A 20,845-nucleotide genomic window follows, 5' to 3' on the forward strand; every position below is an offset into this window, starting at 1 on the left:
GCGGAAATATTTGAACGTTCAAGCAAGTTGACGGACAACATGAGCACAGACACACACCTCTCGGCCGGCACCTCGATGGGCGCCGTCACCCTGAACGTCGCGGACCTGGACGCGATGACCGCCTACTACCGCGACGGGGTCGGCCTGACCGTGCTGGAGCAGGTCGGGCCGCAGGTCACCCTCGGCCGCCCCGGCCGGCCGGTCGTCGTCCTCGTGCAGACCCCGGGCCTGCGCCACGCCTCACCGCACGAGGCGGGGCTCTTCCACACCGCCATCCTCTTCGACACGGAGGCCGCCCTGGCCGCTGCGGTGTACTCCGTCGCGCGCCTGCACCCGGGGACGTTCACCGGCTCCAGCGACCACCTGGTCAGCAAGGCGTTCTACTTCGACGACCCCGAGGGCAACGGCGTCGAACTGTACTGGGACCGCGACCGCACCCAGTGGAGCTGGACCCACGGACAGGTCGAGATGAGCACCCTCTTCCTCGACCCCAACGCCTACCTGCGCGAACACCTCGACGAGCGCGGGCTCGCCGGGGAGACGACCGGGGACGCGCGGGTCGGCCACATCCACCTCTCCGTCGGCGACGTCGCGACCGCACGCGATTTCTACGCCACCAGGCTCGGCTTCGACGTGACGATGGCCCTGGGCGACCAGGCCGTGTTCGTCAGCGCCGGCGGATACCACCACCACATGGCGATGAACGTGTGGAGGAGCCGCGGCGCCGGCCGCCGACAGCAGACCCTCGGCCTGGGGCGGGTCGACATCGAGGTGCCGTCCGCCGACGACGTCGGCGAACTGACCGAGCGCATGCGGCACTACCGCGTCCAGATCCAGGACGACGGCGCGACGGTCCGCTTCGAGGACCCCTGGGCCAACGCCGTCCGCCTCAGCGTGGCCCCGACCGAAGGAGAAGACCGATGACACGGCAGCTGATCGGCAGGAGCTACCGGTTCGACCTGGGGCCGTTGAAGGTGAGGTTCACCTTCGACTCGGCGTCGCAGGGCAGCTTCGTCGTCGAGGAGGGCGGCGGGCTCGCACCGGACGGCCACGCCGAGACCGTCGCGCTCGACCTGAGAAAGATCCGCGAGGGCGTCTACCTGAACTCGTGGACCGAGGCCGGCGGCGCCACCGTGACCCATGTGGAGGACTTCGCGAACGCGACGCTGTACTCCAACGTCACCGTCGACGGCACCCTGTACAACCTCGTCGGAACCATCACGGAGGCCTGACCATGAACACCGACACCGCGGCCGCGAGCGACCAGGCCGCGCGCAACACCGAGATCGTGCTCACCGCGATGCGCGAGCTCTTCACCGAGAAGGACCTCACCGCGCTGGACCGGTACTGGGCCGAGCCGTACGTGCAGCACAGCCCGCAGATGCCCGACGGCCTCGACACGCTGCGCGCCGTGGTGCCCGGCCTGGAGGGGTTCTCCTGGGAGCCGCAGCGCACCGCGGCCCAGGGCGACCTCGTGTTCACCCACAGCCTCGTCCACGGCTGGGGTCCCGGCCCGGTGGTGATCGTCGACATCTTCCGGCTGGAGAACGGCCGCATCGTCGAGCACTGGGACGTCGTCCAGGACCTCACCCCGCCCGAAGCGACGGCCGGCGGCAACCCCATGGTCTGAACCCGTCCGGGAACAGGCCCTTCCCTGGGCCACGACCGGGACACCCCGAGGTCCGCACGGTCCGACGAGAACCCTCTCGTCGGACCGTGCGGCCTTTTCGGCCGGATCACGCCCCTCCCCTCCCCTCCGTACGCAGAGTCGTTCTGTGCGCAGGGTCGTCGCGCAACAGGGACGTCGCGGAATACGGCGATGACACCACGTCATGCCCCGACCCGCACGAATGTCACGGCGGGGTGCTGACACGGCGGCACTACTCCGTGAACGGCCCGGCGGCTTGAATCCAAGAGCACCCGATCACCGGCAGAACCACAGGCCAAGGAGTGGAGAACATGGCGCTTCCCGACCTCTACACCATCGAGGACCTTTTCGACTCACCGCAGCGCACCAGCGCGGCGATCTCCCCCGACGGCACCCGGATAGCCTTCCTCTCACCCTGGAAGAACCGGCTCAACGTCTGGGTCCAGGACCTCGAACCCGGTTCCGAGCCCCGTCCCGTCACCGCCGACGAGACCCGCAGCGTGCAGGGCTTCGAATGGGCCGACGATCCGCGCTACCTGCTCTACCTCCAGGACGAGGGCGGGGACCAGAGGTGGCACCTGTACCGGGTCGACCTCGACACCCCGGAATCGGCGGCGGTCGACCTCACCCCCTTCCCCGGGACCACGGTCCTGGGATTCGCCCCGTCCCCGGTCACCCCGGGGAAGGTGACCCTGTTGCTCAACACCCGCGACGCCGCGACGTTCGACTCCCACGAGCTCGACATCGCCACGGGCGAGCTCGGCCTGCTGGCCCGGAGCCCCGGCCCCGGCAAGATCTGGGTCCAGGCCGGTGACGGATCGCTGTTCCTCTCCGAGCTGACCGCCCAGGGGAACGTGGAGTTCTCCCGCCGCGACCCCGCAACCGGCGAGCCGCGCAAGGTCCTCGAATGGGAGGGCGCCGACTACCCCGTGGGGTCGCCGTGGCAGATCACACCGGACGGGACCGGCCTGTGGATCGTCTCCAACCGGGGCACCGACCGCACCCGGCTGGTCCGGGTCGACCTGGCCACCGGCGAGGAGACCGAGGTCGACGCTCACCCGGCCTTCGACGTCGACGCGCGCATGATGGTCGATCCGGCCGTGCCCGAGCCGCTGATCCGCGACCACCGGGGTGAGCTGCTGGGCGTGCGCTACTACGGCGAACGCCAGGTGGTCCACGCCCTGGACCCGCACTTCGCCGAGGTCCTGGGCGGCCTGGAGAAGCTCTCCGAGGGCGACCTGGCCCATGTGTCCTCCGACCGGGAGGGCCGGCGCTGGGTCGTCTCCTTCGCACACGACCGCGACCCCGGCGCCACCTGGTTCTACGACCACGCCACCGGGGAGTCCCGGCTGCTGTTCCGCCCCTTCCCGCACCTGGACCCGGAGAAGCTGGCGCCGATGCGCCCGGTCACGATCACCGCCCGGGACGGACTGGAGCTGCCCTCCTACCTCACCCTGCCGGTGGGGGTCGATCCCACCGGCCTGCCGCTGGTGCTGCTGGTCCACGGCGGGCCGTGGGCCCGTGACTCCTGGGGGTTCGTCCCCGCGGTCCAGCTGATGGCCAACCGCGGCTTCGCGGTGCTACAGGTCAACTTCCGCGGCTCGACCGGGTTCGGCAAGGCCCACACCCAGGCCGCGATCGGCGAGTTCGCGGGCAAGATGCACGACGACCTGATCGACGCCGTCGACTGGGCCGTGGCCCAGGGATACGCGGACCCGGACCGGGTGGCGATCGTCGGCGGCTCCTACGGCGGGTACGCGACCCTGGTCGGCGTGACCTTCACCCCCGACCGGTTCGCGGCGGCCGTGGACGTCGTCGGGATCTCGGACCTGGCGAACTTCATGCGGACCCAGCCGCCGTTCGTCCGGCCGGGCCTGATCAACAACTGGTACCGCTACGTCGGCGACCCCGACGTCCCGGAGCAGGAGGCGGACATGCTCGCCCGCTCCCCGATCACCCGCATCGACAGGATCCGCACCCCGTTGATGGTGGTGCAGGGTGCCAACGACCCCCTGGTCGTGAAGGCCGAGTCCGACAACATCGTCGAGGCCCTGCGCTCGCGCGGTGTGGAGGTCGAGTACCTGGTCTTCGACGACGAGGGGCACGGGTTCGTGAACCCGGAGAACCAGATCGCCCTGTTCGACGCCGCCGACCGCTTCATCGCCCGGCACCTGGGCGGGCGATCCGGGCGGGGCTGACCGCCCGCGCACCGCGGTGCACAGCCCCGACCGGCCCGCACGACAGGAGAGACCCGACGTGAACTTCCACGAACCCGCCCATGACGTCACCGACCGCACCACGATCACGAACACCGACCGGAACGAACCGCCCGCGGACCTCAAACGGGAGGTGCTCAAGGGCCTGGGCGGCCCGTCGGGGCTGGTGTACTCCACCCTGCCGGTCGTGGCCTTCGCCGCGGCCGTGCCCTTCACCGCCCTGGGAATCGCGATCAGCGCCGCCCTCGCCCTCGCCCTGGGACTGGGCGCGTTCCGGATGTGGCGGGGCGAGTCGCCCGTCACCGCGATGGGCGGCGTCATCGCCGTGGCGGCCGCGGGCGGGATCGCGGCCTTGACCGGGTCGGCCAACGACTACTTCCTGCTCGGGATCTGGGGCTCCCTGGCGCTGGCGCTGCTCACCCTGGCCTCGGTCCTGGTGCGGCGCCCGCTGACCGGGGTGGTCTGGAACCTCTTCCACGGCAACACCCACCCCTGGCGCCGGGACCGGCCCTCGCTGCGGGTGCACGACCTCGCCACCCTGGCGGTGACCGCCGTGTTCGCCGCCCGGTTCGCCGTGCGGCAATGGCTCTACCTGGCCGATTCCACGACCGGGCTCGCGATCGCCGACACGGTGACGGGCTTCCCGCTGACGGTGGCGGCCGCCGTCGTGGCCGTCTGGGCGTTCCGCCGCACGACCAGGCGGCTGATCGGACCGGACCGGTCCGCGCCCGAACCCCGTGACTGACCACGAAAGGAGGCCGGCCACCGTGCGCCGCAGCCCGACGATCTACTTCTCCTCCTACGCGCTGTCCCTGCTGGGGTCCGGGATCGCGAGCGTGGTGATACCGCTCCTGGTACTCGACCGCACCGGCGACGTGCTGGCGGCGGGGATCATGGCGACCGCGGGCATGGCCGTCTCCGCTCTGACGGGGCTCTTCTCCGGGCTGGTCGTCGACCGGGTGGACCGGCGCGCGGTGTCGGTCACCGCCAACCTGCTCAGTGCGCTGTCGATGGCGGCGCTACTGGTCATCGACACGGTGTGGGGCCTGAACCTGGCCTGGTTCCTGGCCCTGTCCGTCGTCGGTGCGGTGATCCGGGTGCCGGGCATGACGGCCCAGGAGACCCTGCTGCCCGCCCTGGCCCGCCTGGGCGCCGAGGCGGCCGGCGGGGACGGGCGCCCGGTCCGGATGGACCGGCTGGTCGCCGTCCGCGAGACCGTGGGCAACGTGCTCCTGCTGGCCGGGCCCGGGCTGGGCGGGCTGCTGGTCGCGCTGCTCGGCCTGTCTCCGGCCATCCTGCTCGCCACCGCGGGGACCGGACTGCTCGCCGCGCTGGCCACGCTCCTGATCGACCCGCGGGCCGGACGGGTCCCGGCCCGGGACCCCGGGCCCGTCGAAGTGTCCGGGGGCAAGATGTCCGGGGGCGGAGCGTCCGGGGGGCCGGTGTCCCAGGGCCCGCTGCGGCGGGCGGTGGCCGACCTGGCCGACGGGTGGCGGTTCCTGTTCCGCCACCGGCTGGTCCTGGGATCGACCCTGGTCTCCGGGGTGTTCATCGCGGTCCTGAGCGTTCTCCAGACCACCCTCATGCCCGCCTACTTCACCGAGCAGGGCCTTCCCGCGCTCACGGGTCTGACCCTGAGCGCGATCGCCGCCGGGAGCATCGCGGGCTCGGCGCTCTACGCCGTCTTCGCGCTCCGGGTCCGCAGGCGGGTCTGGTTCGTGATCGGGATGGCGGGCGCGCTGGTCGGGTTCGCCGCGGTGGGCAGCATGGCCTCGCCGTGGCTGGTGCTGGGCGGCGCGGCCCTGGCGGGGTTCCTCTTCGCCCCGGCCGGAGGTGTGCTCGGGGTGCTGACCATCGAGGCCACCCCGGACGCCGTGCGCGGTCGTGTGCTGGGCGCGCAGAACACCGTGATGCTGTCCGCGCCGGCCCTGGTCAGCGCCCCGCTCGCGGCCGTGGCCTCGGTGGCCGGGCTGCCCGTGGCCGGGGCCGTGGTCGCGGTCCTCGTCGGGGTCACGGCGCTGGCGGCGCTGGCCGCTCCGGCCTTCCGCTCGATCGACGAGCAGGTGTCCGAGGGGCAGGTGTCCGGGGAGCAGGTGCCCGAGGAGGGGGACGCGGAGCCCGGCCCACCGGTCGGTTCCTCCGGAGCGGCGTCGACGGAATCAGAGGGTGAACGGTGAGAACCGAGAAACGACAGTGGTACCCGGGCGGTACCGTCCGGCGTGGGCTGCCGCTGCTGCCGATCGCGGCGGTCGCCGGTGTGATCGCCTGGCTCGGCCAGAGCCCGTGGTGGGGGTGGGCGCTCGTCGCGGCGCTGCTCGCGGCCCTGTGGGCGACGGCGCGTCGGTGGCTGCGAGGGCACGCGCTCGTGCGGGCCGGGGCGTGGCTGCTCGCGGGTGCGCTGGTGTGCGCCACGGCCGTGCTGGCCTACCCGCCACCGCAGCAGCGCCCGGCGGGCGGCCTGGACCCGTCACCGTCCGCGCTCGTCGACACGCGTCAGGGTGCCGTCGAGGGGGTGCTCAACGACCGGGGCACGGTGGAGATCTTCGCGGGGATCCCCTACGCGCAGCCGCCCGTGGGGGACCTGCGCTGGAGCGCGCCCCGGCCGCCCCTGCCGCGGGAGGAAGTGTTCATCGCCGACCGCTTCTCCGCCGTCCCCGTCCAGAGCGGGTCCTCGTTCACCACACGCGCGCTCGCACGCGTCGTCGACGTGCCGCTGGAGGAGACCCTCCTCAACCCGTACCCGGTCGCCGAGGACAGCCTGACCCTCAACATCTGGCGGAGCACCGCACCCGTCCCGGAGAAACTCCCGGTCCTCGTCTACATCCCCGGCGGGGGCTTCGCGACCGGCTCCGGCGCGCTGCCCCTCTACGACGGCGAGGCCCTCGCCTCCCGCGGAGAGGTCGTCACCGTCACCCTCAACTACCGGCTGGGCGTCCTCGGGTTCCTCTCCCACCCCGACCTGGCCGACGAATCCGGGAACGGCGCCGCGGGCAACTACGGGATCCAGGACCAGATCGCGGCCCTGGAGTGGATCCGCGACAACATCGCCGCCTTCGGCGGCGACCCCGACCGGGTGACCGTCGCGGGCGAGTCGGCCGGCGGCGAGAGCGCCTGCATCCTCGGGGCGACGCCTCTGGCCGAAGGCCTGGTGGACGGCATCATCGCCGGCAGCGGCGCGTGCATGGGCACGACCGGGGACACCGGCAACGGCGACCAGTTCGACACGCGGGAGGCGGCCATGGACGCCGGGCTCCGGCTGAGCGAGGCACTCGGCGGGGCCACCCTGGAGGAGATGCGCGCGATGCCCGTCGACCGCGTCCTGGACGCGGCGGACTCCCTGAGCGGCCACTGGCGGCCCTCCGTCGACGGCCACGTCCTGCCCGCACCACCCGCGGACATCTACGCCGCCGGCGACCAGCTCGACGTACCGACCCTGGTCGGCAGCAACGCGGACGAGGCCTCCCTCGCCCTGGCCCTGCCCCCGGACACCGACGTCGACGAGTACCGCGCCTCCGCGCGGGAGACGTACGGCCCGGACGCCGAGCGGTTCCTGGAGCTGTACCCCGGTCAGACGCAGGAGCAGGTCCTCGACTCCCTCCTCCAGGCACAGACCGACATGGTCATGACCAGGGCGATGCACCGCTGGGCCCGCCTACAGACACGGACCGGCGAATCGGACGCCTACCTCTACTTCTTCTCCCACGTCCCGCCCGAACCCGGGCTGGAACGGTACGGCGCCTACCACGGCGCGGAGGTGGCCTACGCGTACGACAACCTCGGCGCCGACGGGAACGCCGACTACACGGAGACCGACCACCGGCTCCGCGACCAGATGAGCGGCCACTGGATCAACTTCGTCCGCACCGGGGACCCCAACGGCCCCGGCCTCCCGGTATGGTCCACGGTGGCGGAGGACCCCGACCAGGTCATGGAGTTCGACGGCGGCGGCTCGATGTCGCCCCGCCCGCGCCCGGAGGCCGTCGACTTCTGGATGGAGTACGACGGCCCGATCCCCTGACGGTGAAAGCTCGCGACGGCCCGGGCCGGAGGGCGTCGGCTCCTGACGGCTTGAGCCGTGTCGGTACTTCGACTCCGCGGGGCGGGATGAAAAACGTTCAGTGCGCCTTGGCACCGCGGATCGCTACGCACTTGTGACTGCGGTCCCCGGAAGCCGGCAAGGCTGTGGTGCTGTAATGGCCACAGGCGGACAGAAGGGGCGGCTGTGCGGGAGCGGAAACGACGAGATGTGAGCCGCAAGCGTGGACTTCTCCTCGCAGCGACGTCCATTATCACGGGAATCGGTGGCGCCGTCACCAATATCGTCACCGGCCAGCAGGTCGTTCAATGGTGGCTGGTCGGCCTGGTCGTCGCGCTCCTCGCGCTGAGCGCGGTCCTCGCCTACCTATACGAAAGGGAACCGCAACCGGCCACCGGTCCCGATGAAGGATCCGAAGGCGACCGGACCGGTAAAGACAATCGGGGAGGAACGGGCCTGTTCACCCGGACCGGCGAAGTCGTGCACCAGCACCGGCACCAGTACACACGTGTACGGGAATCCCCCGGCCCCGTCAACTCGCTTCCGGCAAAGCTCCCCGGTTTCATCGGACGCCTACCGGAACTGACGGAACTACGGTCCCGCATCGGATCGGACGAACGCACATCCGCCACGATTCTCGCCATTGACGGTATGGGTGGAGTCGGTAAGACGGCGCTTGCGGTCCACCTCGCCCACGAGCTCATCTCGCACTTCCCCGACGGAGTGCTCTTCCTCGACATGCGCGCGCATGTCGCAGGCCAGGATCCATATCGGCCGGCAGAGGCGATCGAAGCCCTCCTGCTCCAAGTGGACCAAGAGAATACCGGGATCCCCCTGCAATCCGAAGCACTCGAAGCACGCTGGCGGGCCGAGCTGAACAGTCGGCGCCTCCTTGTCGTGATCGATAACGTCTCCGACGAAGAGCAGGTCCGGCCATTGCTCGCGGGGGAAGGACGATCAGCCATTCTGCTGACCTCGCGTTCCCGTTTGTCCCTCCCCGGCATACGGTCGATCTCCCTGTACCCCCCACCGGACAAGGAGGCCGAGGAGATGTTCGCCAATGCCCTGGGCGACCACGCCGAATCGGGGCGCCGCGAAGAGATCTCGGCTGTACTGAGGACCCTGGGAAATCTACCGCTCGCCGTCATTCTGGCGGCGACGTGGATGGCGCACCGGCCCAACTCGGCGATGGAGGAGCTCCTCAACCGCCTGTCCTCCCCGCACCGGGCGGTCGAGGACATGCTGGAGCTCTCCTACAGTGAGCTTTCGGATGATCTGCAGAGGTTCGCGCGGCTCATCGCGCACCATCCCGGCACCATGATCACCCCTCCCGCCGCGGCGGCCCTTGCCGATCTGTCCCTCCCACGCGCCGAGGAGTCCCTGGACGACCTCTACGACCTCCATCTGATCGAGGCGGATGAGAGGTCGAGCGGCCAGTACCGCCTGCACGACCTGGCACGTTCGTTCCTGCTGGAGGTTTCAGCCCGTACCGAGACCGCGGCACAGGCCGAGCAGGCGCTCGCACGGCTCGCGAAAGCCTACTACGTGCTGGCCAAGGGAACCGAGGCAGAGGACTACGTCGCGCTCGATCAGGACCGGGAAGGGCTGCTCCAGGTCACCGAGCGTGTGGTGGAGTCCGGCCTGCTTCCCTGGGCCTGGAAGCTGCCGGCCGGGATAGCCCCTTACCTGAAGATGCGCGGCCTCGCCCGCACAGGTGTGGACCTGTGCAACCGGGCCCTGACCGCCATGAGACCTGTGCGCGACCGAAAAGCCAGGGCACACCTGCACGAGAGGCTCGCCCATCTCCTCCGGGTCGTGGCGAACCCGCGCGAGGAACGGACCCACCTGAGAAAAGCGCGCCGACTCGCACTGCTCAGCCCCGACCTCGTACTCGCCGCGAGTATCGAAATCTCCCTGGACGATCACTCAAAAAAGAAACCGAGGCAGGACGGTCCGATCGCCCAATGGCTATCGGAGAAGATATACGTGCGGATGGCCGGCGAAAGCGATCCCAAGAAAGCAGGCCACGCCCTCCTGCAGTGGGGATCGGAGCTTCGCCGCAACAGGAACCCGACCCGCGCCGAAGAGGTGCTGGAGCAGGCATCACGAAAACTCATCGATGCGGGGGACCTTCACTGCGCCTCGTCGGCCTTGACCCGCCTCGCCCGCTTGCAGTGGCACGAAGGTGATTTCGACAAGGCTCGTCACACCGCGTCCAGGGCCCTTACCTGCAGCACCCGCCTCGGCTGCAGCTATTGCACGGCCATGGACGAGCTGATGCTCGCCGACTACCAGCGGAACGGCGGAGACGACGAGGCGGCCAAGGGCCACCTGCGCACCGCGATCTCGATCTTCTCAGAGAGCGGTGCGGTCTACGACCAGTTCAGAGCCATCTTGAGGCTCGCAGATCTGCACCATCGGCTCGGAGAGCGAGCCGCGGCCGAAGCGGCCCTCGAACAGGCGGCGGGCACCGTTCGTGCCGACGACTGGTCCCTGCAGGCGACCGTCCACCGGCGGCGCGCGTCGTATGCGGCCGACACCGGGGACATGGAGGCCGCGCAACGCGATCTGTCCGCCGCGTTCGGGCTGCTGACCATCATCGATGGCCCCGACGCCAGGGACGACCGCGCGCACACCTACCTCGACATGGCGGCCCTCATGAGAAGAACGGGCGACATCGAGGAAGCCGACCGCATCGCACTGCGAGCGCTGGTCATGTTCCAAGAGCTGGAGCAGGTCGAATGCCAGGTGGCCGCGCACCGGGAGCTCGCCGAGATCAATGAGGCGGCGGGAGACATCCGACGCGCGGAGAAGCACCGGAGGAAAGAAAAGGAACTGCGGGAGTTCTCCGATTTTTGATTTCCATCCGACGGCCGCAGGCGCGAATCCTTCCGGCAGCGCATGCGGCCGGGGTGGGGACGATGCGGGCAGAGCCGATCGACCGGTTGGGGCGGGTATGGCCGGTATGCCCCCGCAGCGGGGAGGGACGGGGCCCCACCGCACCGAGTCCGCCACCGTTCGGCCCCGCCCCACCGACGTCCGCCACCGTTCTCCCGAACCCTGGGCGGGCCACCCGGCCGCGGGCCGCACCCGCCCTCCACCGGGGCGGGAGGGTGGCCACTTCCGGCCAAATCGTATTACCAATGACTTTCGGCTTCTTTCCGAGTGGGGCGGTGCATACGGTGGCCGGGCCGATGCACACCCCGGCGTCGCCCCCGCGGCCCCGGCCGGAGAAGCAAAGGAACACCCCCCGTGCGCACAGCGCCCCTGCTCACCACCGCGGGCACCCTGGTGCTCGCCCTGGCGGCATCCCTGGCGGCCGCACCGGCCGCCGCCGACGACCCCCTCCGGGAGTTCCACGAACAGGAGGTCGTCTGGGCCCCCTGCGAGGAACACCTCCTGCGCGAGGTGGAGTGCGCCTGGATCGAGGTCCCGCTCGACTACGACGCCCCCGCAGGCGAGCGCGCCTCCATCGCCATCAGCCGCAACCGCGCCACCGACCCCGATCGGCGCCGCGGCATCCTGCTCACCAACCCCGGCGGCCCCGGCGGCACGGGCCGTCAGATGGCCGTCGGCGACCGCCCCGACCACGATTTCTCCTCCCTGGGAGCACAGCGCGTCGCCGAGGTCTACGACGTGATCGGGATGGACCCGCGCGGCAGCGGCGCCTCCACCCCCTACCTGGACTGCGGAACGCACTACCCGGCCACGTGGTCCCGGCCCACCGACGACGAGCTCTCCGGCCACACCCGCGCGGTGATCGCCGCACAGCGGGCCTGCGAGAGCGCCCACGGCGACCTGATCCCGCACATGACCACCGCGAACACCGCCCGGGACATGGACGTGATCCGCGCCGCCCTGGGCGAGGACGAGATCTCCTACCTCGGCCGCTCCTACGGCACCTACCTCGGCGCCGTGTACGGCAGCCTGTTCCCCCAGCGCCTGGACCGCAGCGTCCTGGACGCCGCCGTTCCGCCCGAGGGCATGTGGCGCGACGTGTTCACCCGGCAGAGCGAGGGCTACCGCGCCAACGTGGAGCGCTACACCGCCTGGGTGGCCGAGCACGACGACGTCTACGGGCTGGGGGCGACACCGGAGGAGGTGCTGGCCGCCTTCGAGCAGACCCGCGCGCGGCTGGCGGAGGACCCCCGCCGCAACGAGGGGCCGGACGGTGGGGAACCGTGGTTCCTCACGGCGGACCTGTTCGACTACCTGGTCGGCTACGCGGTACGCGAGCAGCACGAGTGGAGCCACTGGACCGCCGATTTCTGGCACATCGTCAACGACCTGCCCTACCCCGAGGTCGAAACACCCGAGGACCCCGGGTTCCCCGAGGACGGGGAGTGGCCGGAGCCGGGGATCGAGTTCGACAATCCCTCCCTGATGATGGCGGTGCTGTGCGAGGCGCCCTGGCCCACGCGCCTGTCGGGCTACTACGCCGACGTCCGCCAGGTCCGCGAGTACAGCCCCTACGGCGTCGGGGCCGGGTGGCACGTGCCCCAGCCCTGTACGTTCGCCTCGCACACCCCCGACCCGCTGGTGGAACCGGAGCGGGAGGGCTACCCGCGTGGCCTGGTCATCGGGGGCGAGTACGACGCCAACACCGTCTACGAAGGGTCCGTGCAGATGGCCGCCCGGCTGGACAACGCGCTCGTCACCGTCGCCGATGAGGGGTTCCACACCTTCTACGGCCGCGAGGGGATGGACTGCGTGACGGCGGCGGTGGACGCCTACCTGGTGGACGGCGCACCGCCCCGGGACACCCGGTGCGCCGGGCGTCCGCGCTCGGTGGACCCCCTCTCCCCGGAGGAGGAGATGGGAGGAACGAACCTGGTCCTGGACGCCGGACCGCTCCACGACCCGCTGCGGGACGGCCCCCTCATCCGGGAAGGGCCGCGGGACTGACCGCATCGCAGGCGGACGGCCCGCACCGCGGCTGCGCCGCGCCCCGGAGGCCGGACCGGGAGAACCGGTTCCGTCTCCAGGGCGCACGCTCCGGCTCGGTCCGGCGGGACGCGCAGGGCCGTTCACCGCAGGCACCGCCCCGGCGCTTCGCGCACGGCCGCGGCCCCTGGCCCATCGGCGTGGCCGGGGCCGGGAACGCCCACCGGACGGGACTTTCGGGACATAGGTGACGGGTATCGGCGTTCGGCGGGTGCGGCGCGCCCGCGGTCCCTAGGCTCGCTCGGAAAGATCCCCGAGGAGCCACGATGCCCACTCCCCCGGCGCGCCCCCTCCCCCGCGACCCGTACCGGAACCTCGTCCTGCTGGCCCTGCTGACGCTGTCGGGGCGGCCGCCCGCCCGCGACCTGCTGCCGGGTGCGCACCGGCTGGTGTCGCGCGCGCTGCCGTGGGGGCGGCGCAATCCCCGGGCGCACGAGTATCCGCGGGTGCGCCTGCGGGTGCTGCGCCGGGCGCTGCGGGGCAGGCGGCCGCGGGCGCGGCGCGGGGCGGCCGGGCTGCGGGTGTCGCCGGTGGAGGGGATCGGTCCGTTCGAGCGGGCGCTGGCGCCGCTGGACGGGCTGGACCCGGCGGCGCGCGCCGGGTACGCGCTGCTGCGGGTGGAGGCGCTGGCGCCGGAGGAGGCCGCGGCGCTGCTGCGGCGGGCCGGGGCGGCCGACCCCGAGGGGGCGCTGGATCGGGCGGCCGCGGTGGTCGACGGGTTCCGCCCGCCGGACCCGACGGTGGTGCGGGTGAGCGGGCGCGGGGCGCCGCCCGCCCGGAGTGTCCTGGCGGTGGCCGGGGCCGGGCTGCTCGCCTTGGCGCTGGTGGCGGCGGTGCCGGCGCTGAAGGCGGGGCCCGGGCGTTCGGGGTCGGCGGCCGCGCCGGTGGCGGTGACCTCGGTCGCCGACGGGGACGCCTGGCGGGAGAGCTTCCGCCTGGACCTGACCGCCTGGCCCGCCCGGGGCGACGCGGTCGGGGACCGGGAGCTGGCCGACGCCGCGCTGGCCGCCTGGGCCGACCACGACGGGCGGCCGCCGCGCGACCCGCGCCTGGTGTTCGCCGGCCGGGTGGACGGCCGCGACGTGGTGCTGCTGCACGACACCCCCTGGACGGCCCGCTACACCCGGGACGGGGACGCCGAGGAGGTGGAGGTGTTCGCCGAGCCCGCGAACGGGGTGGCGAACTGGCCCGCGGTCCGCCTGTCCGAGACCGCCGAGGGGGTGCGCTACCTGCTGCCGCCGTGGGTCACCGAGGCGGCGTCGGCGTCCCTGGGCGCCCCGGAGGAGGGCTGGGCCGAGGTGGCGCGGGACGGGCACGGGGTGACCGGTCCGCTGCCCGCGGACGGGCACTGCGGGACCGGCCCGGTGCTGCGGCTGCGCGCCCCCGAGGTGGCGCACGGGCAGCCGTACACGGTGGTGGACCTGGGCGGCCCGGCCACCGCCCACCTGGGGTACATGCCCCCGCCGCCCGCCGAGATCCGCCGGCTGGGCCCGCACGAGGTGCTGGACCCCGAGCACGGGTTCGGCCTGTGGGGCGAGGTCGCCTGCGCGGGAGGCCCGCCGCGTGGACCGGTGGTGACGGCGACGGCCTGGGAGTTCGCCGTGCAGGACCTGCCCGGCGGCGGCGAGGGCCGGTGGGTGTGCCTGCGCTACGGCACCCACGACGGCGGCGGGCTGGCCCGCGCCGTGCTGGTGGCGACCACCGACGCGGGTACGCGGACGGTGGTCGCCGGGGAGCGGGCGGGCGGCTGGGAGTGCAGCAACCTGGACCGGCAGGTGGTGGCGGGCGCCTGGTGGCAGGACCCCGGCGGCCGGTGGCACTACCTGGCGGCGGCCTCGCGCGACGCCGCCGCCATCACGGTGTCGGGCGGAATCGAGGAGGAGGGCGAGGGCCCCGTGCTGGCGGTGGCCGGTCCCCGCCGCGGCGACGGCCCGCCCGCGGTCCCCGTGGAGGTGAACGCGGTCGACGTGCGCGGCGACGCCATGACAGTCCTCACCGGCTGACCCCGCTCACCGGCCCACCCCGGCGTCGGGTCGGCCCCCGCGCGGCAGGGCCCGGGACAGGTGCACGGTGGACAGCGCGAAGAAGACACCGCCGAGCAGCCAGTAGGGCGACCACAGGAACAGGTGCCAGTACAGGACGGGGGCGAAGGTCTCCGACACCTCGACGGCCCCGGACGCCATCAGGAGCTGCTGCACCAGGCCCGCACCGCCGTACAGCACCAGCAGCCCGGCGGCCAGCCAGCCGCCGCCCACCAGGAACCAGCCGGGGAACCACCGCCCCCAGCGCTGGAGGAGGCCGAGCGCCGCCACCGCGGCGGCGAACTTGACCGCGACGGAGGCCCACACGGCCGCCACGACCGCCGGGTCGCCGCCGCGCGCGGGTTCGGTGACGGCCGCGCCGATGGTGTCCAGCAGCCACTCCCCGCCCAGCGCCCAGTACAGACTGAGCAGGGCGAACGCGAACGCCCAGAGGAAGGTCGCGTACGCGGGCCAGCGCGGGGTCACCACGGGGGCGAAGGGGGACGCGGGTGCCGCGGGTCCGGTCGTGCTCATGGTCGCTCGGCTCTCCGATCTCGGGGGCGGATCTCGGGGCGGACGGGGCCGGCCGCGGACGCTGTCGTGGTCGAAGGTACCCGCGCGCCCGGAGCGCCCGGTCCCCGCCCCGGGCGTCCCCAACGACCGCAAAGCCCGACCACTGGCCGCTTCCGGACAAGCACGAGAATCCGGACAGGGTGTGTACGCCGGGTGCGCGAGTGGTATCACTGGGGTTGTCGGCCCGTCCGGACGGGAACCGCGTCGCCGTGCGCCCGCTCGCGACGGCCCCGGGCCTAGTGAGGGTTGAACGATGTCCATCTGGTCTCGCGGCGACCGCAGGGGAAGGGTCGAGGAGGCCCTTCTCATGCTGAAGGGCCAGGGGATCATCGACGGCCTGGAGATCCTCTCCCACGAGGAGGACAAGCCCTACCGGGTACTGCTGCCCGCCGGGCTGGTCCACATGGACGAGGACGAGGCCTCGATGTTCGCCCTGGGCGCCGTCGTGGGCGCGTTCGGCGACATCGCCCGCCGCCGGGGCTGACCGGGGCGGGCCGCACGCCACCGGGGCCGACCGGACCAGGACCGAGCGGGCCGGGGCCGACCCGGCCGGGCGACGCGCACCGCGTTCAGCGGCGGCCCAGCATGCGCAGCACCGCGTCCAGCAGCAGGTCGCGCACCGCCGTGCGGTGCCCCTCGGTGTGCGGGACGGTCAGCTCACTGGTGAACGTCGACAGGCACAGGGCCACCGTCATCTCCGCGAGCGGCAGGGCGGGGCGCCCGTCCTTGGGCAGCTCCTCCACGAACCGGGCGACCTCCACGGCCTCGCGCACCGCCTCGATCCACGGCTCTATGCAGCCCCGCCACCAGTCGCGTTCGGGCCCGGGCTCGGCGCCCAGCCCGGAGGCGGCGGCCAGCACCGGGCCCGACTCCAGCCACAGTTCGATCCAGGCGTCGATGAGGCGCCCGAGGTAGCCGTCGATGGACTCCATCCGGCCGAAGGTGAGGTCCAGCCGGGAGGCGAAGGTGGCCAGGCGCACGTCGACGGCGGCCTGGAGCACCTGGTTCTTGTGGTTGTAGTAGCGGTAGACGGTGGAGCGGTCGATGTCGACGCCCTCGGTGATCTCCTTGTAGGAGATGCTGCTGAAGGGCTTGGTGCCCAGCAGCTCCACGAGGCTGTTCTGCAGCTGGAACATCCGCTGGGCCGCGCGCAGGCTGCCGCTGGTGCCCGGGCCCGATGATTCCAGCGGCGTCGTCATGCCGCGCCTCCGTTCGTCTCCGCCCCCCGCGCCCCGTGCGCGGACACCGACAGCTTGCCGCAGATCGTGACGTTTTCCAACACGGGGCGGAGGGTGGGCGGGGCGTCGGAGGGGCTCAGTCCCGGGCCGCGGCGCGGCGGGCGCGGTGGTCGGTGAGGAGCCCGCGGTACCAGTGGTAGCTGTCCTTGGGGTGGCGGGTCAGCTTGTCGTAGTCCACCCGCACCAGGCCGAAGCGGCGTTCGTAGCCGTAGGCCCACTCGAAGTTGTCGAGCAGGGACCACACGAAGTAGCCGCGCACGTCCACGCCCGCGTCGATGGCCGCGGCCAGGGCGGTGAGGTGGTCGTGGAGGTAGGCGATGCGGTCGGTGTCGCGGACCCGGCCGGAGGCGTCGGGGAGGTCGTCCTCGGCGGACCCGTTCTCGGTGATGAAGATCGGCGGCAGCCCGGGGTAGCGCCGGTCCAGGTCGACGAGCATCTCGGTGAAGGTCTCCGGGACCACGGGCCAGCCCATGGTGGTGTGCCGGACGCCCTCGTAGGCGACCTGTTCGGTGCCGATGTCGACGGCGGTGCGGGCGGCCGGGTCGGGCTCGGTGTGCGGGGCGTCGCGGAGCTTGATGGGCCGGTAGTAGTTGACGCCGAGGAAGTCCAGGTCCTGTCCGATGACGGCGAGGTCGCCGTCACGGCGCAGGGAGTCGTCGACGAGGTCGCCCCACACCTCCTTCTCGTTGCCGGGGTAGGCCCCGGCGAATAGGGGGTCGAGCCAGACGCGGTTGTGCAGGGTGCGGGCGCGTTCGACGGCGGCCAGGTCGGCCGCGGAGCCGGTGGCGGGGACGAGGTGGTCGGGGTTGAGGGTGATGCCGACCTCCCCGGCGCCGGCCGCGCGCAGTTCGCCGACGGCCAGGCCGTGGGCCAGCAGCAGGTGGTGGGCGGCGGCCAGGGCGGGGGTCCCCTCGCGGGTGCCGGGGGCGTGGCGGCCGACGGCGTGGCCGACGAAGGCGGTGCAGAAGGGCTCGTTGAGGGTGATCCACCGGTTGACGCGATCGCCCAGGCGGTCGGCGACGACGCGGGCGTACTCGGCGAAGCGGTGGGCGGTGTCGCGGGCGCGCCAGCCGCCGGTGTCCTCCAGCGCCTGGGGCAGGTCCCAGTGGTAGAGGGTGAGGGCGGGGTCGATCCCGGCGGCCAGGACGGTGTCGACGAGCCGGTCGTAGAAGTCCAGCCCCTCGGGGTTGGGGCGGCCCGCGCCGGTGGGCTGGACGCGCGGCCAGGCGACGGAGAACCGGTACAGGTCCACGCCCAGGGCGGCCAGGAGGGCGACGTCCTCCTCGTAGCGGTGGTAGTGGTCGCAGGCGACGTCGCCGGTCTCGCCGCGGGCGACCCGGCCGGGGGTGCGGGAGTAGGTGTCCCAGATGGAGGGGCCGCGACCGCCTTCGTGCACCCCGCCTTCGATCTGGTAGGCGGCGGTGGCGGTACCGAAGAGCAGGTGCGGGGGCAGTTCAGGGTGGTCCATCGGTGGCCTTCCAGGAGCGGGAGCGCTCCCATGCTAGGCCCGGCGATTCGTATTACCAATCCCTTCTGGGTAGTGCTTCCGATACCGTGCGCCACCACCCCCGTGGCCGCGGGGATCCGCCCGGGTCACCGAACGCTCACATTCGGCCCGGATGCGGAACCCGCGGCCTCCCGCGGACATCGAACCCCCAGCGCACACCTCCCCGGACACCTGGAAAGAGACGCAACGGGCATGGATTGGATCGACTACTCGCAGAACCGTCGCATCAGGGAGCTACAGGAGGACGTCAGCTCGGCCCATTCGATGCTGCACTCCGAGCGCAAGCGGATGCGCTCGGAGCTGTCGAGCCTGCGCGGCAGCCTCGAACAGCGGCTGAACCGGGTCTCGGCCACCCTGGACGCCTTCATCGAACTCAGCGACATCCGCGCCACCCTGGCCGCGTTCGGCCCGCACGCCCTGGCCCGGCACCGTGTCCTGGCCATGCTCGACGGGACGGTCCCCGCCGCCCTGGAGCTGGAGGACGTCCCCGACTACTGGCTCCTGCCCGCCGCCCACGGGCTGCACGCCCTGCTCACCGGCTCCCCCGCCAAGGCGCCCCTGCACTTCGACGAGGCGGCCCGGCGCGACCCCGAGCGGGCCGCCGCCTTCTCGGTCCTGGCCACGGCCCTCACCCGCGCCGAGTACGCCCGCACCCTGGGCGGCCCCGGCGAGCTGCTCCCCCACCTGCCCGCCCCCGACGAGCAGGTCACCCGGGGCCGGCGCGCCCTGTGGATGCTGACCGCCGACGGGTCCCTGGGCGAGGACGCCCGCGAGCACCTGCTGCTCTCCACCCTGCGGCACTGGACCCGGATCGAGGCCGAGCTGCCCCCGCTCGACCCGCCCGCCCCCGCCGGGTCCTCGGGCCGGTCCTCCCGCACCGGGCGCGGCGGGGGCGGCGGGGGCGGCGGGGGCGGCGCCGCCTCCGTCCAGGGCGAGGGGGCGCTGAACGCCCGCGCCACGGCCGTGGGGAGGCTCACCGCCCTGCGTGAGGACATCGCCCGCATCACCGCCCTGGGCAGCGAGGACACCCACGTGGAGGGGGTCGCACCCGACGAGGGCAGCGCGTCCTTCCTGTCCGAGGCGCTGGTCGCCCTGGTGGGCGAGGGCACCCCCGAGGAGGCGCCGCTCATCGCCCGCGCCAACGAGCTGCGCGCGATCATCGAACAGGGCGGGGGCGGCGGCGGGCGCAGGCCCGGCTGGGACGACGAGGTCGGCACCGTCGCCGACCTGCTGCGGGAGGACCTGCGCGCCTCGGAGGCCACCCCGCACCGCAGCACCTTCGCGCTGGTCCTGCAGCGCCCGGCCGTGATGAGGTCCGTCGACGACCTGCTGCGGCGGTCGGCCACCCCGCTGCCGGAGTCCACGACCATCACCGTCCAGGGGGTCCGGGTCGAGATCACCGAACAGGGCCTGACCTCGGCGCAGATGCACCGGGCCGAGGCGCAGCTGGCCACCCGTTACCCCGCCGAGCACGGCGGCCGTACCTACATGTGGGGGCTCGGGGTCGCGGCCGTGCTCCTGGTGCTCTTCGGCCTGGTGACCCAGTCCGGGTTCGCGTGGGTCCTGGCCGTCGTGTGCGCGGTGGGCGCGGGCGGCGCCTTCATGTACGACCTGCGGGAGGCCGGGAACGCGACGGACATGAACAGGGAGCGGGTGCAGCGGCTGCGGAGGGAGGCCGACCAGGCCGCGCAGCGGTGGCAGCAGCGGCTGGCCGACGCCCGGACGCACGAGAGCACCGCGCGGACGCTGGCAGACGAGATCTCCGCGCGGCTCGACCCGCGTTAGGCGGTGTTGGACGGCTCGACCCGCGTTAGGCGGTGCCGGGCGGTGTTGGGATCCTGGGCTCCCAGGGACCGTGCGAGGTTCGAAGGACCGTGAGAGGCGGACGGAGATGGGCCTGTTCACCAAGAGGCCGCGGCTGCGCAGCGACCCCCGGGGCGTGTTCCAGGGGCCGCTGGCGCACGCCTTCGCCAACGGCGCGCACATGCCCGTGGCCAACGGCGGGGTGTGGAACGCGGTCCACTCCGCCTGCTCGTGCTGTGACGCGCGCGACGACCGCGAGAAACTGCGTTCGTCCTGGGGCATCACCGACCGCGCCGGGTGGGAGCGGGCCCTGGCGGCCCTGACCGGCCCGGACCGCGAGCCGACCGCCCTGTCCCTGGTGCTGGAGCTGCGCGCCCGGGCCGTGGACTCCCGCCCTGGGGTCCCCTTCGACGCCGGGGCCTGGCCCGACCTCATCGGGTACTGGTGCCGGGAGCGGGGCGCGCCCCGGGAGACCTACGACGAGATGGTGGTCGAGGCGGCCCGGGTGTGGGAGTACGAGGAGCGCATGGCCGCCGACGGGGTGCTGCCCCGGGGCGCGGTGGTGCGCACGGTGCGCGCCTACGACTTCGGCCGGGCCGTCAACCTGGCCCGGTGGGGCGTCAACGCCGGGTACGCCGCCGAGGACGCGGCCCTGCCGTACATCGTCCGGGCGGGGGCCATGTCGATGCGCCACCACGGGTCGTGGGAGGAGATGTCGGCCGGGTTCACCCTGGGGCGGGCGATGGGGTTCGACGACGGGGAGTTCGGGGTGTACTACACGGACTCGGTGAAGGCGCACCAGGTGCTGGTCACCGACCCCGAGAGCCCGTGGCGCAACCTGCCCTGGCGGATGTGAGCG

Annotated in this window: 16 protein-coding genes; 13 read left to right on the top strand and 3 right to left on the bottom strand. The window is 72.7% G+C overall.

Annotated elements, in window-relative coordinates:
• The first annotated feature begins 39 nt into the window (after nt 1–39).
• The 10 genes from ACJOT3_RS02345 (at nt 40) to ACJOT3_RS02390 (ending at nt 14,847) form a co-directional block, all read left to right on the top strand.
• Nucleotides 40–924, top strand: a complete 885-nt coding sequence (locus ACJOT3_RS02345) for a VOC family protein (RefSeq protein WP_406968219.1) — start codon at nt 40–42, stop codon at nt 922–924.
• The gene (locus ACJOT3_RS02350) at nt 921–1,232 is read left to right on the top strand and encodes a MoaF-related domain-containing protein (protein WP_406968221.1); all 312 of its coding nucleotides are present in this window, start codon (nt 921–923) and stop codon (nt 1,230–1,232) included. The genes ACJOT3_RS02345 and ACJOT3_RS02350 overlap by 4 nt, the downstream gene beginning before the upstream one ends.
• 2 nt (nt 1,233–1,234) lie before the next feature.
• The gene (locus ACJOT3_RS02355) at nt 1,235–1,630 is read left to right on the top strand and encodes a nuclear transport factor 2 family protein (protein WP_406968223.1); all 396 of its coding nucleotides are present in this window, start codon (nt 1,235–1,237) and stop codon (nt 1,628–1,630) included.
• 329 nt (nt 1,631–1,959) lie between these two features.
• Nucleotides 1,960–3,846 (top strand): S9 family peptidase, encoded by a 1,887-nt coding sequence (locus ACJOT3_RS02360; protein WP_406968225.1) that lies wholly within the window; start codon nt 1,960–1,962, stop codon nt 3,844–3,846.
• A 58-nt stretch (nt 3,847–3,904) separates the two neighbouring features.
• Nucleotides 3,905–4,609, top strand: coding sequence for a DUF3159 domain-containing protein (locus ACJOT3_RS02365; protein ID WP_406968227.1), 705 nt, complete (start codon nt 3,905–3,907; stop codon nt 4,607–4,609).
• Nucleotides 4,610–4,631: 22 nt separating this feature from the next.
• Nucleotides 4,632–6,041, top strand: a complete 1,410-nt coding sequence (locus ACJOT3_RS02370; RefSeq protein ID WP_406968229.1) for an MFS transporter — start codon at nt 4,632–4,634, stop codon at nt 6,039–6,041.
• Entirely contained in the window at nt 6,038–7,882 is a 1,845-nt protein-coding gene (locus ACJOT3_RS02375) for a carboxylesterase/lipase family protein (RefSeq protein WP_406968231.1), read from the top strand. The genes ACJOT3_RS02370 and ACJOT3_RS02375 overlap by 4 nt, the downstream gene beginning before the upstream one ends.
• Before the next feature lie 228 nt (nt 7,883–8,110).
• Nucleotides 8,111–10,759, top strand: a complete 2,649-nt coding sequence (locus tag ACJOT3_RS02380; protein ID WP_406968233.1) for an ATP-binding protein — start codon at nt 8,111–8,113, stop codon at nt 10,757–10,759.
• A gap of 393 nt (nt 10,760–11,152) precedes the next feature.
• Nucleotides 11,153–12,805, top strand: coding sequence for an alpha/beta fold hydrolase (locus tag ACJOT3_RS02385; RefSeq protein ID WP_406968235.1), 1,653 nt, complete (start codon nt 11,153–11,155; stop codon nt 12,803–12,805).
• Nucleotides 12,806–13,110: 305 nt separating this feature from the next.
• Entirely contained in the window at nt 13,111–14,847 is a 1,737-nt protein-coding gene (locus ACJOT3_RS02390) for a hypothetical protein (RefSeq protein ID WP_406968237.1), read from the top strand.
• Nucleotides 14,848–14,853: 6 nt separating this feature from the next.
• Here ACJOT3_RS02390 and ACJOT3_RS02395 read toward each other — a convergent pair whose 3' ends face one another.
• Nucleotides 14,854–15,399, bottom strand: coding sequence for a DUF3995 domain-containing protein (locus ACJOT3_RS02395; protein WP_406968239.1), 546 nt, complete (start codon nt 15,397–15,399; stop codon nt 14,854–14,856).
• A gap of 292 nt (nt 15,400–15,691) precedes the next feature.
• Between ACJOT3_RS02395 and ACJOT3_RS02400 the strand changes: the two genes are divergently transcribed.
• Nucleotides 15,692–15,922, top strand: a complete 231-nt coding sequence (locus tag ACJOT3_RS02400) for a hypothetical protein (RefSeq protein ID WP_406968241.1) — start codon at nt 15,692–15,694, stop codon at nt 15,920–15,922.
• Between the two features lie 85 nt (nt 15,923–16,007).
• Here the strand turns inward: ACJOT3_RS02400 and ACJOT3_RS02405 are convergent, their stop codons facing one another.
• On the bottom strand, nt 16,008–16,574 hold the full coding sequence (locus ACJOT3_RS02405) for a TetR/AcrR family transcriptional regulator (protein WP_406968258.1): 567 nt from the start codon (nt 16,572–16,574) through the stop codon (nt 16,008–16,010).
• A gap of 178 nt (nt 16,575–16,752) precedes the next feature.
• Complete coding sequence (locus ACJOT3_RS02410; protein ID WP_406968243.1) at nt 16,753–18,144, bottom strand: GH1 family beta-glucosidase; 1,392 nt, start codon at nt 18,142–18,144, stop codon at nt 16,753–16,755.
• Between the two features lie 231 nt (nt 18,145–18,375).
• Here ACJOT3_RS02410 and ACJOT3_RS02415 point away from each other — a divergent pair, with 231 nt between their 5' ends.
• Both ACJOT3_RS02415 and ACJOT3_RS02420 read left to right on the top strand, forming a co-directional pair.
• Nucleotides 18,376–19,968: a hypothetical protein gene (locus ACJOT3_RS02415; protein WP_406968245.1), complete on the top strand. Its 1,593-nt coding sequence runs from the start codon at nt 18,376–18,378 to the stop codon at nt 19,966–19,968.
• A 106-nt stretch (nt 19,969–20,074) separates the two neighbouring features.
• Nucleotides 20,075–20,842 (top strand): DUF1266 domain-containing protein, encoded by a 768-nt coding sequence (locus ACJOT3_RS02420; protein WP_406968248.1) that lies wholly within the window; start codon nt 20,075–20,077, stop codon nt 20,840–20,842.
• Nucleotides 20,843–20,845: the final 3 nt, after the last annotated feature.

The sequence above is a fragment of the Nocardiopsis protaetiae genome, assembly GCF_045446735.1.
Lineage (GTDB): Bacteria > Actinomycetota > Actinomycetes > Streptosporangiales > Streptosporangiaceae > Nocardiopsis > Nocardiopsis protaetiae.

What these genes read in the sequence shown, in the direction of transcription:
- ACJOT3_RS02400 (WP_406968241.1), top strand. Translation starts at nt 15,692, where the DNA reads ATGTCCATCTGGTCTCGCGGCGACCGCAGGGGAAGGGTCGAGGAGGCC.
- ACJOT3_RS02420 (WP_406968248.1), top strand. Translation starts at nt 20,075, where the DNA reads ATGGGCCTGTTCACCAAGAGGCCGCGGCTGCGCAGCGACCCCCGGGGC.
- ACJOT3_RS02415 (WP_406968245.1), top strand. Translation starts at nt 18,376, where the DNA reads ATGGATTGGATCGACTACTCGCAGAACCGTCGCATCAGGGAGCTACAG.
- ACJOT3_RS02350 (WP_406968221.1), top strand. Translation starts at nt 921, where the DNA reads ATGACACGGCAGCTGATCGGCAGGAGCTACCGGTTCGACCTGGGGCCG.
- ACJOT3_RS02345 (WP_406968219.1), top strand. Translation starts at nt 40, where the DNA reads ATGAGCACAGACACACACCTCTCGGCCGGCACCTCGATGGGCGCCGTC.
- ACJOT3_RS02410 (WP_406968243.1), bottom strand. Translation starts at nt 18,144, where the DNA reads ATGGACCACCCTGAACTGCCCCCGCACCTGCTCTTCGGTACCGCCACC.
- ACJOT3_RS02355 (WP_406968223.1), top strand. Translation starts at nt 1,235, where the DNA reads ATGAACACCGACACCGCGGCCGCGAGCGACCAGGCCGCGCGCAACACC.
- ACJOT3_RS02395 (WP_406968239.1), bottom strand. Translation starts at nt 15,399, where the DNA reads ATGAGCACGACCGGACCCGCGGCACCCGCGTCCCCCTTCGCCCCCGTG.
- ACJOT3_RS02390 (WP_406968237.1), top strand. Translation starts at nt 13,111, where the DNA reads ATGCCCACTCCCCCGGCGCGCCCCCTCCCCCGCGACCCGTACCGGAAC.
- ACJOT3_RS02360 (WP_406968225.1), top strand. Translation starts at nt 1,960, where the DNA reads ATGGCGCTTCCCGACCTCTACACCATCGAGGACCTTTTCGACTCACCG.
- ACJOT3_RS02405 (WP_406968258.1), bottom strand. Translation starts at nt 16,574, where the DNA reads ATGTTCCAGCTGCAGAACAGCCTCGTGGAGCTGCTGGGCACCAAGCCC.